This is a genomic window from Geodermatophilus sp. URMC 61 (assembly GCF_052931555.1).
Window position 1 is genome coordinate 1,204,240 of sequence record NZ_JBRFHZ010000002.1, and the last position, 15,050, is coordinate 1,219,289.

The 15,050-nt window shown below is 71.0% G+C and carries 13 protein-coding genes, 1 tRNA gene and 2 pseudogenes; 11 read left to right on the plus strand and 5 right to left on the minus strand.

All coding sequences use genetic code 11. The annotated features are described in order from the left end of the window. Positions 1-16 precede the first annotated feature (16 nt). Positions 17-910, plus strand: coding sequence for an alpha/beta fold hydrolase (locus ACU610_RS05595; protein ID WP_446766727.1), 894 nt, complete (start codon positions 17-19; stop codon positions 908-910). A 77-nt stretch (positions 911-987) separates the two neighbouring features. Then, positions 988-1,061 (plus strand) — tRNA-Pro (locus tag ACU610_RS05600). A gap of 102 nt (positions 1,062-1,163) precedes the next feature. Here ACU610_RS05600 and ACU610_RS05605 read toward each other — a convergent pair. Beyond that, on the minus strand, positions 1,164-1,865 hold the full coding sequence (locus ACU610_RS05605; protein WP_446766728.1) for a tyrosine-type recombinase/integrase: 702 nt from the start codon (positions 1,863-1,865) through the stop codon (positions 1,164-1,166). Here ACU610_RS05605 and ACU610_RS05610 point away from each other — a divergent pair. From ACU610_RS05610 to ACU610_RS05635, 6 genes and pseudogenes are all read left to right on the plus strand, one after another. Then, positions 1,780-2,412, plus strand: coding sequence for a hypothetical protein (locus ACU610_RS05610; RefSeq protein WP_446770767.1), 633 nt, complete (start codon positions 1,780-1,782; stop codon positions 2,410-2,412). The genes ACU610_RS05605 and ACU610_RS05610 overlap by 86 nt on opposite strands. 754 nt (positions 2,413-3,166) lie before the next feature. Further along, entirely contained in the window at positions 3,167-4,669 is a 1,503-nt protein-coding gene (locus tag ACU610_RS05615; protein ID WP_446766729.1) for an MFS transporter, read from the plus strand. 41 nt (positions 4,670-4,710) lie between these two features. Further along, positions 4,711-5,985 (plus strand): aromatic ring-hydroxylating dioxygenase subunit alpha, encoded by a 1,275-nt coding sequence (locus ACU610_RS05620; protein WP_446766730.1) that lies wholly within the window; start codon positions 4,711-4,713, stop codon positions 5,983-5,985. Positions 5,986-5,998: 13 nt separating this feature from the next. Continuing rightward, positions 5,999-7,009 (plus strand): PDR/VanB family oxidoreductase, encoded by a 1,011-nt coding sequence (locus ACU610_RS05625; protein WP_446766731.1) that lies wholly within the window; start codon positions 5,999-6,001, stop codon positions 7,007-7,009. Beyond that, on the plus strand, positions 7,006-7,779 hold the full coding sequence (locus tag ACU610_RS05630) for an IclR family transcriptional regulator (RefSeq protein ID WP_446766732.1): 774 nt from the start codon (positions 7,006-7,008) through the stop codon (positions 7,777-7,779). The genes ACU610_RS05625 and ACU610_RS05630 overlap by 4 nt, the downstream gene beginning before the upstream one ends. 80 nt (positions 7,780-7,859) lie before the next feature. Further along, positions 7,860-7,961, plus strand: a pseudogene (locus ACU610_RS05635) (IS5/IS1182 family transposase); the annotation flags it as partial. Positions 7,962-8,323: 362 nt separating this feature from the next. Here ACU610_RS05635 and ACU610_RS05640 read toward each other — a convergent pair. Next, the gene (locus ACU610_RS05640; RefSeq protein WP_446766733.1) at positions 8,324-8,527 is read right to left on the minus strand and encodes a hypothetical protein; all 204 of its coding nucleotides are present in this window, start codon (positions 8,525-8,527) and stop codon (positions 8,324-8,326) included. Positions 8,528-9,392: 865 nt separating this feature from the next. Here ACU610_RS05640 and ACU610_RS05645 point away from each other — a divergent pair. Continuing rightward, positions 9,393-10,757 carry an MFS transporter gene (locus ACU610_RS05645; protein ID WP_446766734.1) on the plus strand — a complete coding sequence of 455 codons (1,365 nt, stop codon included), beginning with the start codon at positions 9,393-9,395 and terminating at the stop codon, positions 10,755-10,757. 13 nt (positions 10,758-10,770) lie between these two features. Continuing rightward, positions 10,771-12,672 (plus strand): acyl CoA:acetate/3-ketoacid CoA transferase, encoded by a 1,902-nt coding sequence (locus ACU610_RS05650; protein WP_446766735.1) that lies wholly within the window; start codon positions 10,771-10,773, stop codon positions 12,670-12,672. Between the two features lie 241 nt (positions 12,673-12,913). On the opposite strand, the gene ACU610_RS05655 is transcribed toward ACU610_RS05650, so the two are convergent. Continuing rightward, positions 12,914-13,186: a hypothetical protein gene (locus tag ACU610_RS05655; protein ID WP_446766736.1), complete on the minus strand. Its 273-nt coding sequence runs from the start codon at positions 13,184-13,186 to the stop codon at positions 12,914-12,916. Positions 13,187-13,492: 306 nt separating this feature from the next. Next, a pseudogene (locus ACU610_RS05660) lies at positions 13,493-13,585 on the minus strand (Lsr2 family DNA-binding protein); the annotation flags it as partial. A 340-nt stretch (positions 13,586-13,925) separates the two neighbouring features. Here ACU610_RS05660 and ACU610_RS05665 point away from each other — a divergent pair. Then, on the plus strand, positions 13,926-14,246 hold the full coding sequence (locus tag ACU610_RS05665; protein ID WP_446766737.1) for a GYD domain-containing protein: 321 nt from the start codon (positions 13,926-13,928) through the stop codon (positions 14,244-14,246). A 132-nt stretch (positions 14,247-14,378) separates the two neighbouring features. Here the strand turns inward: ACU610_RS05665 and ACU610_RS05670 are convergent, their stop codons facing one another. Then, positions 14,379-14,645, minus strand: coding sequence for a hypothetical protein (locus ACU610_RS05670; RefSeq protein ID WP_446766738.1), 267 nt, complete (start codon positions 14,643-14,645; stop codon positions 14,379-14,381). Positions 14,646-15,050: the final 405 nt, after the last annotated feature.

The following is a 15,050-nucleotide window of genomic DNA, read 5'->3' on the forward strand; positions in this document are numbered from 1 at the left end:
CGGCGGTCTTCCCGGCATGACCGCACCGCAGACGCACACCCTGGAGACGCCGGGCGCCGTCCTCGCCTACGACGTCCGGCCGGGCTCCTCGGCCGCGGAGCCGCCGCTGCTGCTCATCGGCTCACCGATGGCCGCCTCGGGCTTCGCCTCGCTGGCCGCGCGCTTCCCCGACCGCACCGTCGTCACCTACGACCCGCGCGGGGCCGAACGCAGCCGGCGCACCGACGGCGCGGCGGAGTCCACGCCCGAGGAGCACGCCGACGACCTGTCCCGGCTGATCGACGCGCTGGACGCCGGGCCGGTCGACGCCTTCGCCAGCAGCGGGGGAGCGGTCAACGCGCTGGTGCTCGCCGTCCGCCACCCCGAGCAGGTGCGCACGCTGGTCGCGCACGAGCCGCCGTTGGTGCCGCTGCTGCCCGACCGCGGGCCGGCGTCGGCCGCCGTCCGGCACGTGCACGACACCTACGTGCGCGCCGGGTACGGCGCCGGGATGGCGGAGTTCATCCGGCTCGTCCTGCACTCGGGGCCGGTCACCGAGGACTACGTACGGCAGCCGGGTCCGGACCCCGCTGCGTTCGGCCTGCCGGCCGACGACGACGGCTCGCGGGACGACGTGCTGCTGGCCCAGAACCTGCTGACCTGCACCGGGTACGAGCACGATGTCGAGGCGCTGCGCCGGGCGTCCACGCGGATCCTGCCCGCGGTCGGGATCGGCTCGGCGGGGCAGCTGGCCCACCGCGGCGGTCTGGCCCTGGCGGAGCGGCTGGGCACGGCGCCGGTCGAGTTCCCCGGCGACCACGGGAGCTTCCTCGACACCGGCTACGGCCCGCCGCCGGACGTCGACGCGGTGGCGGCGCGGCTGCGCGAGGTGCTGGCCGGCGACCGCGACACGGTGGCAGCGGGCAGCTGACCACCGGTCGGGGCGCGATACCGGGTGCGGTAACCTGCTCTACGCAAGCGTCCGGGCGGTGCGAGTCGCCCGGCGCTCGGGCTGTAGCGCAGCTTGGTAGCGCACTTGACTGGGGGTCAAGGGGTCGCAGGTTCAAATCCTGTCAGCCCGACAGTGAAACCGCAGGTCAGAGGCGGGTCGGCCGTGAGGGCCGGCCCGCCTCTCGCATCACTACAGCAACGCGTACAGTAGCGCGGCCGACGTACAGCAACGGTCACCAGCGGAGCGCCTGGTCGAGCCGGTCGGCCGCCTCGCGCTGCTGCGCCGGACCGACGTGGCTGTAGATGTCCGCCGTGATGGCGTACGACGAGTGGCCCAGGTGCTCCTGGACGACCTTGGTGTGGGTTCCGGCGGCCAGCAGGAGGCTGGCGGCGGAGTGCCGCAGGGTGCGCAGGGTGACGCCGCGCAGGCCGGCGCGCTGCGCGAGGACCTCGAAGCGCCGCAGCACGTTGCGGGGCTCCAGCGGTGTCCCGATCTCGGTGGGGAAGACCAGCCCGTGCTCCTGCCAGGCCCCGGCGGCCGCTTGCTGCTTCTCCAGCTGCCGGGTCCGGTGGGCCGGAGCGTCTCGATCGCCGAGCGGGGGAGTGGCACGGTCCGGCGGGACTTGTCGGTCTTGGGCTCGTCGAGCTGCAGCCCCTGGGAGGTTCGGGAGAGGGTCCCGGACCCTCAGCAGCCCGGCGTCGAGGTCGACGTCGGACCAGTGCAGCCCCAGCGCCTCGCCGCGGCGGAGCCCGGTGGCGAGCATGACCCGGAACAGGGTCTCCAGCCGGTCACCCTTGATCGCTTCGAGGAGGGCCTGCGCCTGTTCCGCGGTGAGGTGTGGCGCGTCCTTGCAGCAGTTCGAGGCACTGGTCGACGGCGGCCTCGAGCGGTACGTGACCGGCCGGCAGCAGATCGAGCTCGTAGCAGGGGGCAACAGCGCCTATAACGCCGGCGTGGACTACCGCACGCTGTTGGACAGCAGTCCCCACGCCGACCAGGTGCGGGCGCTGTACCGCGAGGCCGGGCTCGACCTGGACGCCGACCTGGCCACGCTGACCCGCGACGCGGACGTCGAGGCCGACCCCGAGGCCGTGGCCGACCTGACCCGCTCGTCGATGGTGACCGGGGAGCTGGAGATCCCGGAGCTGGCGATCCACACCATTGCCGACGAACTCGTCCCGGTGGAGCAGGAGGACTGGTACGCCGAGCAGGTGTTCAGCGAGGGTGAGGCAGGTTTGCTGCGCCAGGCCTACGTGGAGGGGGCCGGCCACTGCGAGTTCCAGCCCGCGGAGCACGTAGCGGCGCTGCAGGCCCTCGAGCAGCGGCTCGACACCGGTCGCTGGGACGACCTGGCCGACCCGGCTCGGCTGAACGCCGCAGCCGACGCACTCGAGCTCGGGACCACCGCCCGGTTCACCCGGTTCGACCCGTCGCGGCTCGTCGGCGGGCTCGGGGAGCCGGGGCGCGACCGGGACCGCTGACCGCCGGCGACCCGGCCGGTCCGGGGTGCCACGCGCCCCGGACCGGCGGGTCCCGGTCTGGTCCAGAGGTCCGTACGGACGGCGACCCGCCCGTGTGCCTTCGGTGGGGCGGTGGGCTGTCCAGGGCTGCCTGGCAGAGCGCGGACGTAGCGCAGGCTCCTTCGGCCTGTGCCGGGGTCAGCAGGGCGACCGTGCTCGAACTGGGTGGGTCACCTCGTCCCGGAACCGGTTGAGGAGTTCGTGGCCCGGTTCCGTGATCCGGGTGAGCCGGCGCCGCCGTCCGCGCGAGCCCGGAACTCGGGACCCAGGAGCCGGGACGCCATGCTTCCGCGGGGTGGTGACCATGCCGGCCGCCCCTTGGTCGAGGGGACGGAGGACTTCGCGTCGTGCCCAGACGCCGGAGCTGCGCCTCGACCGGCGGCAGGCCGTCGCGGTCCCCGCGAATAGTGGTCGACCGAGCCATCGGTGTACCCGGCCCCGGTGCGGAACGGCTCGGTGCAAGCCCATGGACATCTGTCCGCGCACGTCGTCGCAGCCACCTGCACTGACCACCATGTGGCGCCGTCCAGGCCGGTCAGCGATGTCTGCCGGCGGTCCTTGGGTGTCGTGATCAGCACCGATGCGGTCAACGCGGAGATTCGGCGGATCTGTCTTCCGTCACGTGGAAGGGGCGTACACCCTGAGCCGTGACCTCCGTCACTCTTCCCTCGGACATCGCCGATCGTCGGCGAGGCCCCTCACGGAGGAGCGAGGCATGGCGTCAGGGAGTTCCGAGAGCGACACCGCCCGGGAGGAGCAGCTCCTGGACGCCGGCCGCGACGACAGGCCCGTCGTGCCCTACCGGGCCCTGTGGGCGGTGCTGTTGCTCGGATGGGTGGTCAGCTACGCGGACCGGACGGTCACCGGCCCGGTCATCGCGTGGATGATCCAGAACGAGTCCGGCTTCATCGGGGACGCGTCCAACCCGGCGACGCTCGGCGGTCTGGTCGGCTCGATGTTCTTCCTGGGCTACATGCTCACCCAGTACCCGGGCGGGCGGCTCGGCGATCGGTTCGGGCACCGCGAGATGATCATCGTCTCCCTGCTGGCGGCCGGCGTCCTGACCGTCGTCTCCGGCCTCGTGGCGGGACTGGTCGCCTTTGTCGCGGCCCGCGTGCTGACCGGCTTGGGCGAGGGCGTCTTCTACTCGAACGACCGGACCCTGATCATCACGCACACGCCGGCGGCCCGGCGCACGCTCGGCCTCGGCATCGTGATCACCGGCCTGTCCATCGGCCTGACCGTGGGCATCATCCTCACGCCGATCCTCATCGGGTGGGGCGCGTCCCTGGGCATGGGCGACGGGGCCTGGCGGATGCCCTTCTTCGTCTTCGCCGCCTTCACCTTCGTCGTCGCCGCTGTGGCGTTCACGTTCTTCCGGTCCAGGCTCGGGGGCGCGCTGCGGCTGGGTCCTCCGTTCCTGCGGCTGATCCTCTTCTCGGCGCCGACCTTCGTCATCATCGTCGCGCTCTTCCTGCTGGCCGAGACCCTCGAGTGGCCCGAGTGGCTGACCGCGACCATCGCGTCGGTCATCGCGCTGGTCTACATCGGGATCATCGTGCGCAGCGTGCAGCGGTCCGGCCGCGGCGCCGCCCTGCTCAACCGCAACATGTGGCTGATCTACCTGGCCTACATCGCGATCCTGTGGAATCTGTGGTTCTTCAGCTTCTGGTCGGTGCAGATCGTCCGCGAGGCGGCGCAGAGCAGCCTGCTGGCCGCCGCGCTCACCGCGGCCTTCAACGCCGGCGCCGGCATCCTGGGGTTCCCCGTCGGCGGCTGGCTCGCCGATCGCGCCATCCGCCGCGGCCGCGGCCGAAAGCCCCTCGCGCTGGTGTGCACCGCTGTCTACTCGGTGCTCGTGCTGATCTTCGGCTGGAGCATCTCCGGCGGGGAGGGCGACCAGCTGCCCTCGCTGGCGCTGCTCGGACTGCTGCTGTTCAGCTCCGGCGTCTTCTTCAACGCGCTGCAGCCGATCGTGCAGGGCATGACCGGCGACCTGGTGCCCCCCAGCGAGCGTGGCTCGGCCTTCGGCATGCTCAACCTCGTCTCCGAGATCGGCGCCGTGCTGAGCCCAGTGGTCAGCGGCATCCTGCGCGACGCGACCGGCAGCTGGGCTCCCGGGGTCTACGTCGCCGCCGGGATCATGATCGTCTCCTTCTTCCTCTACGCGCTGGTCCGGGAGTCACCGGCCCGCCACGAGGACCCCATCCCCGCCTGATCGTCTCCCGCCCCCTCCGAGACCTCTGAAGGGACCCCGACATGACCGGTTCGACCTCTCCCGCCTCCATCGGCCGCCCAACCGGGCACGCCGCGTTCCGCTCGTTCCCGCTCAACGCCTGGTACGCGGCGGCGTGGGACCACGAGGTCGGGCGCAACCTGCTGCCCAAGACGGTCGCCAACCGGCCGGTCGTCCTGTACCGGACCACAGGCGGTCGTCCGGTCGCGCTGGCCGACGCCTGCTGGCACCGGCTGGCGCCCCTGTCGATGGGCAAGCTGCGCGGCGACGACGAGATCATGTGCGGCTATCACGGCATCTGCTACGACCCCGACGGCCGGGCTACGTTCATGCCGGCGCAGGAGACGATCAACCCCAGCGCCACGGTGCACTCCTATCCGGTGGTGGAGCGGCACCGCTACGTGTGGATCTGGCCGGGCGACCCGGCGCTGGCCGACCCGGCGCTGGTGCCCGACCTGTACTGGAACGAGCACCCCGACTGGGCCGGCGACGGCAAGACGATCCGCGTCAACTGCAGCTACCAGTTGATCGTCGACAATCTGATGGACCTCACCCACGAGCAGTTCGTGCACGGGTCGAGCATCGGCCACGACGCGCTGTCGGAGTCGGAGTTCACCGTGACCCACACCGAGCGGACGGTGACGGTGACCAAGTGGATGTTGGGGATCGACCCGCCGCCGTTCTGGAAGCGCAACCTGCAGGACCGCTTCCCCGGCTACGAGGGGCCGGTCGACCGCTGGCAGATCATCCACTACACGGCGCCGTCGACCATCGCGATCGACGTGGGCGTGGCCAAGGCCGGTACCGGTGCACCTGAGGGCGACCGCAGTCAGGGGGTCACCGGAACGGTGATCAACACCATGACACCGGAGACCGACAACACCTGCCACTACCTGTGGGCGTTCGCCCGCGACTGGTGCCTGGACAAGCAGGTGATCACCACCCGGCTGCGCGAGGGCGTGTCCAACGTCTTCTTCGAGGACGAGTTGATGCTCGAGGCCCAGCAGCGGGGGATCGAGGCCAACCCCGACTACGACTTCTACAACCTCAACATCGACGCGGGCAGCATGTGGACCCGCCGGATCGTGCAGCGCATGATCGACGCCGAGCTCGGTTCGGACATCGGTGCGGTGAGCGACGAGGCGGGGCACGCCGCCGCCACGATGGCCGAGGTCACCGCCGCGGCCAACGCCGAGCCGCCGGGCGACGGCGGAACCGGCCAGGCAGCGGAGGTGGCCGGCGGGGTGGCCCGGCACCGGGAGCAGCCGACGGCCGGCCTGATGGGTCGCGGGCTGTAGCGGGAGCGTCGACATGGCAGCCACGAGCGCCAAGCGGTGGCGGAGGGCGCGGGTGATCGACGTCCGCGAGGTCGCGGAGCACGTCCGGCGAATCGTCCTGGAGCCCGAGCGGCTCGAGGCGCCCGCGCCCCCCGGCAGCCACATCGACATCGGGGTCTACGTCAACGGTCGCGCCGACGTCCGCTCGTACTCCGTCGTGGGCATGAGCGGCTACGGCACCGAGCTGGTCCTCGGTGTGCAGTTGGCCCGGCAGAGCCGGGGTGGCTCGGCCTACATGCACAACCTGCGGCGGGGACAGGAGGTGTCGATCACCCAGCCGCTGCAGAACTTCCCGCTCAACTACGGCAAGCCCGGATACGTCCTGGCTGCCGGGGGCATCGGCATCACGGCCCTGGTGGGCATGGGCAAGGCGCTCAAGGCCCGCGGCGCGGACTACCGCTTCGTCTACGGCGCGCGGTCGCGAGACCTCATGGCCTTCCTCGACGAGCTGGTCCCCGAGCACGGTGACCGCCTCGACCTGCGGATCGACGACGAGGGGAGATCCCTCGACGTCCCCGACCTCGTCGCCGGCGTGCCGGACGGCGGGGAGCTGTACGTCTGCGGTCCCACGCCCATGCTCGACGCGATCAAGGCCGCCTGGGCCCAGGCCGGACGGCGACCGGCGGACCTGCGCTTCGAGACGTTCGGCAGCAGCGGCCGGTTCGCTCCCGAGGCGTTCACCGTGCGGATCCCGCGGCTGGGCCTGGAGACACTGGTGGCGCACGACGTGTCCATGCTCGAGGCGCTGGAGGCCTGCGGAGCGGACATGATGTTCGACTGCCGCCGCGGCGAGTGCGGCCTCTGCGAGGTCAAGGTCATCGACGTCGAGGGCGTCATCGACCACCGTGACGTCTTCCTCAGCGACGAGCAGCACCGGGCGGGCGACCGGTTGCAGTGCTGCGTCTCCCGCGTCGTCAGCGCCCGGACCGGCGGGCTCTCCGGCACCGACGGGCGGCCGGGGGTCGTCACCATCGACGTCCCGTGACCAGCGATCTCCGTGCCGGGCCGCTGGCGGCCCGGCGGACGGCGGGCGGCAAGCTGCTCGCCGTCCTCGACGCCTTCACCCGCGAGCGGCCGGCGCTCACGCTGTCGGAGATCGCCCGGGACGTCGGCGTGCCGCTGTCGACCGCGCATCGTCTCGTGGCCGAGCTGTGCGCGTGGGGCGGAGTCGAACGGGACGAGGACGGCCGCTACCGGGTTGGCCTGCGGGTGTGGGAGCTCGGCGCGCTGGCCCCCCGCGGTCTCGGGCTCCGCGAGGCGGCGCTGCCCTTCATGGAGGACCTCTACGAGGTCACCCATGAAAACGTGCAGCTGGCCGTGCGCGACGGCACCGACCTCGTCTTCGTCGAGCGGATCGCCGGGCGGTCGGCCGTCGGCGTGCTCACCCGCGTCGGCGGGCGCTTCACCCTGCCGCCGACCGGGGTGGGCCTGGTGCTGCTGGCTCATGCCCCGGTCGAGGTCCAGGAGGAGGTCCTCGCCCACCCCCTCGTGAGGTACACGCGGCACACGATCACCGATGCGGGGCAGCTGCGCCGCGTCCTCGCCGAGGTCCGCCGCAGCGGGGTGGCCATCAGCGACCGGCAGGTGACCGGCGACGCGGTCTCGGTGGCCGCGCCGGTCGAGGTCCGCGGGAGTGTCGTCGCCGCGCTGTCCATCGTGGTCCGCGGCAGTTCGCCGTCGGCTGTCCGCCCCTACATCCCCGGAGTCCGGGCCGCCGCCCGAGGCATCGGGCGCACGTTGGCCTCGACTGCCTGACCGGCGCCCTCAGGAGGGAGACGTTGCAGAAGGTCGTCGGGCTCTGCTCCGTCCTGACCGTCGGCCGCGGGGTGCCGCGCATGTCTTCACCGGCGCCCTCCCCGCCGCCCCGGCTGATCAGCGACGGGCTGTGGGCGCCGGTCGAGCCGCTGATCGCACTCCGACCTGGACAGGGCCACGGAAGCCTCTTCCCACAGGTCGAGTACCGGCTCGTTGACCACCATCCCCCCTGACTCGGGACGGTTTGCCTTCGTCCGACGTCGCTCCGTATGCCGCCCGACCTGGGCAGTTGAACGTGGTCGTGAACCCGCGGCCGACGGCTAGGTCTTCGGGCGTGTCTCGACCGCTCCGGGCCCGGCAGTCGAGACCTCTCCTGTCCACATCCCGCTCCTCGCAGCATGTAATGGTGAGGCTGCGGCAAGCAGGGCCTCCCCGATCGGTGGCCAGTCGATTGCAGGGGACCGCGAGCGCCCTGGCCGGGCTGGCCCGGACACAGCAGGTCGTGAGGAAGCCCTGGGTCAGGAGCGGGGGGCGGCAGGCGTGTTCACCGGGATCTCTGCTGGCCCCGGGCGATGAGGACGAGGCCGCCCACGACGACCACGATGGGCACCCACGACGGCAGCCCGAACGGTCCGAGCAGCAGGCCCACGACAGAGAGCACGAGCTGGAAGCCGAGGAAGAGGCCCAGCGCCACCAGGACCCAGAAGAGGACCGGCTGCTCAGCCTGCAGTCGGCGCAGGTGGTTCATGGCGTCTCCTCGGTCGTGTCAGTCTGGCGCGGGTCGACGATGCGGCCTGTCCGTGAACAGCCGGCTCGAGCCACTGGGAACATCGCCAGAGGGGGCGGGACTCAAGTCCACTGTGCACCGGGGAACGTCCCTCGGCGAAGACGGTGTTCCCACTTTTGTTCTCGCCAGGGGCCCGGTCAGGCGGTCTCTGCGTGGTGCCACGGCGGTGGCCAAACCCTGCTGTTCACAGTGGTCCGCAGGGATTCGTCGACGACCGTACGTGGCGTTGACCTGCAGTGATGGACACCGGCGGACGTCCACGGACCTCCACCAGCCGCCCTGGCAGTGTGGAGGGGGTTCGAGTCCCCTCAGCTCCACTCCGAGCGTCCTTCGGCAGGGAGGGCGGTCTGAGTCGTTCCCGGGGCCGTGTGGGATCGCGGACGGTGTCCCTCCCGCAGCGCCCCCCTGAGGTGGGCCACCTCTCGCTGGCGCTTCTCTTCCCATGGCCGTCGCCGGTCACCGGATCGAGAACGCCCATAATTCGCCGATGTGCCGCAACCCGGGGATGCTGTCGCCGGAGCTCGGGCAGCAAGGGGGTGACCGTGGATCTGCACAGTCGTCCGTGCGCCCTGCCCGTTCCAGTGCGGCGCCGAGCCGCGTACCGCCGACAGCCACCTCCACAACGGCGTTCGCGGGGGCCGTGCCCTGTGTCCTGCGCAGGACCTCCGGCCCGTCGCCCGGTCGCCTCTCGAGCCGCTGCACCGGTCCCGAACGCCGAGCCGGCCACTCGGAAGCGGGCGGCCGCCTCGATCCCCGGGGGCTCCCGCCCCTCGGCCGGAGACATCGGGAACCTCGACAGATCCTGCACACGCAGAGGGGATGAGCCTTGTCCAGGTCTCACCAGGAAGCAGCTGTCCCGCCGGCATCCCGCACGTCCATCGTCAAGGTCGTCGGCGCCAGCCTCGTCGGGACGACCGTGGAGTGGTACGACTTTTTCCTCTACGGCTCGGCCGCCGCGCTGGTCTTCAACAAGTTGTTCTTCCCCGATTTCGATCCGCTCGTCGGCACGCTGCTCGCGTTCGCCACGTACGCCGTGGGCTTCGCGGCCCGCCCGATCGGTGGGGTGATCTTCGGGCACTTCGGCGACAAGATCGGCCGCAAGCAGATGCTGGTCATCACGCTCATGCTGATGGGCGGCGCGACGTTCCTGATCGGCCTGCTACCGACCTACGCCACGATCGGCATCTGGGCACCGATCCTGCTGATCGTCCTCCGGCTGGTGCAGGGCTTCGCCCTCGGAGGCGAATGGGGCGGCGCGGTGCTGATGGCCGCCGAGTACGGCACGCCGGAGCGACGCGGGTACTGGGCCTCCTGGCCGCAGGCCGGCGCGCCGGCGGGCAACCTCCTTGCCGTCGCCGTCCTCGCGCTCGTCTCGGCGGTGACCACTGACCAGCAGTTCGAGTCCTGGGGCTGGCGCATCCCGTTCCTGCTCAGCGCGGTGCTGGTGGGCGTGGGTCTCTGGATCCGGGTCTCGATCGAGGAGTCGCCGGTCTTCCGCGCCGCCCGGGAGCAGTCCGCCAAGGCGGAGGAGGCACCCAAGCTGCCCGTCGTCCAGGTGCTCAAGGAGTACCCGCGGGAGATCATCCTGGCCATCGGCGCCCGCCTGGCCGAGAACATCGGCTACTACATCTTCACCGCGTTCGCGCTGGCCTACGCCACCGGTGAGGCGGGCGTCTCGCAGGGCACGGCACTGAACGCGGCGCTCATCGCCTCCGCGGTCCACTTCGGAGCCATCCCCACCATGGGGGCGTTGTCCGACCGTTTCGGCCGCCGGCCGGTCTATCTGGTCGGGGCCGTGGGCGTCGGGGTGTGGGGCTTCGTCTTCTTCGCCCTGTACGACTCGCAGTCGTTCCTGCTCCTGGCGCTCGCCGGCACGATCGGCCTGATCTTCCACGGAGCGATGTACGGGCCGCAGGCGTCGTTCTTCTCCGAGCTGTTCTCCACCCAGGTGCGCTACAGCGGCCTGTCGGTGGCCGGTCAGGTGTCCTCGATCGTGGCGGGCAGCCTGGCGCCGATCATCGCCACGGCGTTGTTGATCGAGTATGGCAGTTCCCTGCCGATCTCGATGTACCTCGCCGGTGCCGCGGTGCTCACGGTGATCGCCGTCGTGCTCAGCCGGGAGACCGCGCGCAGCGACCTGACGCGGGACCCCGCCGCCGATCGGGCGTCGGTCGGCGCCGGCCGGCTCTGAGACCCGCCGTCCGGTGCACCGCAACAAGGTCATCTCGGCCGACGCCGCGGCGCAGATCGTCCTCGACGGCGACACCGTCGCCACCGGCGGATTCGTCGGCGTCGGGTTCGCCGAGGAACTGGCGCTCGCGCTGGAACGGCGGTTCGAGGCCACCGGCTCGCCGCGGGACCTCACCCTGGTCTACGCGGCGGGCCAGGGCGACGGCGGCACGCGCGGGCTGAACCACTTCGGTGCCGACGGCATGGTGCGCCGGGTCATCGGTGGACACTGGGGGCTCGTGCCGAGCCTCGGCGTGCTCGCCCTCGACGACCGCATCGAGGCGTACTGCTGGCCGCAGGGGGTGATCAGCCACCTGTTCCGGGAGACCGCCGGTGGGCGCCCGGGTGTGGTGACCAAGGTCGGGCTCGGCACGTTCGTCGATCCGCGCCACGGGGGCGGCCGGATGAACGAGTGCACGACGGAGGAACTAGTCGAGCTGGTGACGCTGCGCGGGGAGGAGCACCTGTTCTTCCCCGCGCAGCCGGTGCACGTCGCCCTGCTGCGCGGGACGACGGCCGACCCCGAGGGCAACATCACGATGGAGCGCGAGGCGCTCACCCTCGAGGTGCTGTCGATGGCGCAGGCGGCCAAGAACTCCGGCGGCGTGGTGATCGTGCAGGTTGAGCGGGTCACCGAGCACCGGACGCTGAGCCCGCGCGAGGTGAAGGTCCCCGGGATCCTGGTCGACGCGGTCGTGGTCGCGCAGCCCGCCCACCACGGTCAGACCTTCGCCGAGGCCTACAACCCCGCCTACACGGGGGAGATCACCGCGCCCAGCACCGGGCTGGCCCCGATGCCCCTCGACGTGCGCAAGGTGATCGCCCGTCGCGCCGCGATGTTCCTGTCGACGAACGCGGTAGTGAACCTCGGGATCGGCATCCCCGAGGGGGTGGCGGCAGTGGCTGCCGAGGAGCGGATCCTCGACCTGATCACGCTGACCGTCGAGCCCGGCGGTGTCGGTGGCATCCCGGCCGGCGGGCTGAGCTTCGGCGCCGTCGCCAACCCGCAGGCGATCATCGACCAGCCGTACCAGTTCGACTTCTACGACGGCGGCGGGCTGGACCAGGCGTTCCTGGGCATGGCCGAGGCCGATGCGGAGGGGAACGTCAACGTCAGCCGGTTCGGTCGCAGGGTCGCCGGTGCGGGCGGCTTCATCAACATCAGCCAGAACGCCAAGGCGGTCTTCTTTCTCGGCACGTTCACCGCCCGCTCGCGGGTGGGGGTGCGCGACGGCGCGCTGGTCGTCGACGACACCGGCGCGGTCGCGAAGTTCCGCGACCGAGTCGGGCAGGTGACCTTCAACGGGCGCCTGGCTGCGGAGCGCGGGCAGTGCGTGTACTACATCACGGAGCGGTGCGTCCTGCGGCTGACCGAGCGTGGCCTCGAACTGGTCGAGGTCGCCCCGGGCGTCGACGTAGAGCGGGACGTGCTGGCCCACATGGACGTCGCTCCCGTCATCGGCGACGACCTGTGCGCGATGGACGCGGCGATCTTCCGCGACCGGCCGATGGGGCTGCGCGACCGACCTCCCGTCGACATGGAGGAGCGTTTCCGGTTCGACGCGGCCACCGACACCGTCTACGTCAACTTCGAGGGGCTGCGGCTGGTGACGGCGCAGGACGCCGACGACCTGGCCCGGGAGCTCGACCGCCGGTTCTCCGCGCTCGACCGGCGGGTGCACGTCGTCGTCAACTACGACAACTTCGACCTCGGCCCTGACGCGGCGGATCCCTTCTTCGCCATGGTCAGGAACAACGAGGAGCGCTTCTTCCTCTCCTCTACCCGCTACTCGACCAACGCGTTCTTCCGCCGCCAGTTGGGCCGGGAGTTTACCGAGCACGACCTCTACGCCAACTTCAGTGAGCACCCTCGCTGAGCGCGTTCCTCCACCGCTGTGGTCACGCCCGGAGCACCACTGACGAGCACGGCGTTGGCCGTGCGCCACCGACCGCCTCGGCGGCGAACCAGCCGGCAGAACAGGAAGACGGCCAGGACGGCGCCGGAGGCAGTTGCTCAGGAGTCCGCGAGGGTCAGGCGAACGAGACCTGCTTACGTGGGAGGCACCGACGGGTGCTTCGAGTATCGACAGCGGGCATCTGCACGATCCGCGGCCCACGTTATCGGGTGAGGGTCTCGTCGAGCCAATCGAGGATGCGCTGCTCGAGCAGGGAGCGGGCCATCGGCTCGCAGTGCCGGTCGGCGCCCTCGGCGGCGGTGAAGCGGACCAACTGCCTGGGTCCGGGCAGCGCGTCGTAGAGCCGCCGGGACTGGCCCGGCCAGAACTGCTCACCGTCGGGATCGGTGATCAGCATCGGGGTCGTGATCTGCGTGGCGACACCGTCGAGGGTGTATCGGCGGGCCACGGTGACCACGTCGTACGCCGACGTCATGCCATCGGGCTTGGCGCGCCACTCCTAGTTCTGCCGCTCGGCCGCGGACGCCTGCCGCATCCCCTCGGCCATAAGCTGGTTTGTCGAGTACGAGCTCGCCACGGTCGAGGAAGGTCCCCGGTCGCCGTTGAGTCGCCCCGGCTTCAGCTGTTCGGTGATCGGCACCGCTGGAACGTAAAGCCCCGCGCCGACAGCTAACGTCGACACGGGGCTACAGGTAATCGACTTCAGCGCCCTGAAGGGTCGCCTGCTCCTGGGGAAGGCGTCAGAGGGTGAGCAAGCACCCAAAGGCGGCCTGCCCCACCATCAGTTGCCGGCGGCCCGGAACTGCTCGACCACGTCGCTCTTGATGCGGCCGCGCGGAGAAACTTCGATGCCCTGGCTCTTGGCCCAAGCTCGGACGGCCGCGGGTCAGGCGCGCAGCGAGCCCCGTGTTCGGTCTCGTGAACGGCGGCGGGCCAGAGCGGCAGCTGGTTCCTCCGCCGGGCCGGCCACGGAGTGATGACCACACACGTCGGCCGCGACAGGGGACGTCGCGGGGGTCAGATGGCGGGCGGTGAGGGTGAGAGGACATCGCGCACGGGCGGTGGCGTGGATAGCGCGGCGCCGCGTGGCGAACCGAATCTGACCGTCCGTCGGCGCCACGCCGGAGACTGACCCGCTGCTGCCGATGTCGTTGTCGCCGGGTCCCACCGGCGGGACCATGCCGCCCGCACGGGGGCCGAGAGAGGAGGCACCCATGCCCCGCTACCTTTTCGTCGGCAGCTACTCCCCGCAGGGCTCAAAGGGGGTCCTGGCAGCCGGTGGCACCGCTCGCCGGGCTGTCATCGAGAAGATGGTCTCGGACCTGGGCGGTCGCGTGGAGACCTTCGACTTCGCGTTCGGGTCCGACGACGTCTACACCATCGTCGAGCTCCCCGACGCCCGAACGGCGACCGCCATCGCGCTCACGGTCAACGCTAGTGGCGCCATCAGCCTGCGCACCGTCGTCCTCATGACCCCTGAAGAGGTCGACGCGGCGGGCCAGGTGCAGCCGAACTACCAGCCGCCGACCGCGTAAGCACTATCCCGAGGTGAGACTCCCGTTCCTCGCGACGGCCACCGGCGCGAGGAACGGGAGAACGGCTCTGGACGCGTCCGACAGGACGACGGCTGGTGATCGCCCATGTCCGACACAATCGGTGGACGGGCCCTACTTGGCTCCGGCCTCGGAAAGCTGAGCCAGAAGTTGCGCCGCCCGAAAGTACTTGTTCTTGCCGAGGTCGCCAACGGTCTTGATGTTGAAGGCTTGCTTGAGCAAGTCCGCATCGCCCTCGCTGACACCTTGCAGGGCGCTCACCGGCGCCTTGAGGATGTCGGCCAAGGACTTGTTCTCCCAGTCCTTGTCCAGGAAGGCGTTGAGGTCCGCTTGTACGGCCACGTCGGCCTCCAGTGTGTCGATGGTCCGGGGAACGAGCATGGCACGCCGGTGATCTGTCCGCGTGTCGAGGCATGAGGATGAGGAGGTCGTGGACCGGCCACTCCGACCCCGGAAGAAAGGCAGGGCCAAAGCGGTCGATCGAGCCGGCGGGATGCCGGTTCCGCTGGCCTGTCGACGTCGGCGGACGCTCCGCTGGAGAGGGCGGTCGGCGACTGGGCGACGGTGACGAGGTCTGAGAGGTCGGAACAGTCAAGCCGACCGGCCAGGACCATGCGCAGGTGCCCGCCCGCCAGCAGCCAGGCGCAGGTCCGGCGGCCCGCGGGGCCCCACAGACCCTGGCCTCGTGCGGCGACCGCCAGCGCCGTGTTCGCCGACCCTGTGGACGTTTGCTTACAGCCGGCGCCGTCGTTGCTGCGGTCGAACTCTTCCCACGGCCGGGAGCGC

Coding starts and splice junctions, on each gene's coding strand:
- ACU610_RS05665 (WP_446766737.1), top strand. CDS start 13,926: ATGCCCCGCTACCTTTTCGTCGGCAGCTACTCCCCGCAGGGCTCAAAG.
- ACU610_RS05595 (WP_446766727.1), top strand. CDS start 17: ATGACCGCACCGCAGACGCACACCCTGGAGACGCCGGGCGCCGTCCTC.
- ACU610_RS05670 (WP_446766738.1), bottom strand. CDS start 14,645: ATGCTCGTTCCCCGGACCATCGACACACTGGAGGCCGACGTGGCCGTA.
- ACU610_RS05640 (WP_446766733.1), bottom strand. CDS start 8,527: ATGAACCACCTGCGCCGACTGCAGGCTGAGCAGCCGGTCCTCTTCTGG.
- ACU610_RS05625 (WP_446766731.1), top strand. CDS start 5,999: ATGGCAGCCACGAGCGCCAAGCGGTGGCGGAGGGCGCGGGTGATCGAC.
- ACU610_RS05655 (WP_446766736.1), bottom strand. CDS start 13,186: ATGACGTCGGCGTACGACGTGGTCACCGTGGCCCGCCGATACACCCTC.
- ACU610_RS05620 (WP_446766730.1), top strand. CDS start 4,711: ATGACCGGTTCGACCTCTCCCGCCTCCATCGGCCGCCCAACCGGGCAC.
- ACU610_RS05615 (WP_446766729.1), top strand. CDS start 3,167: ATGGCGTCAGGGAGTTCCGAGAGCGACACCGCCCGGGAGGAGCAGCTC.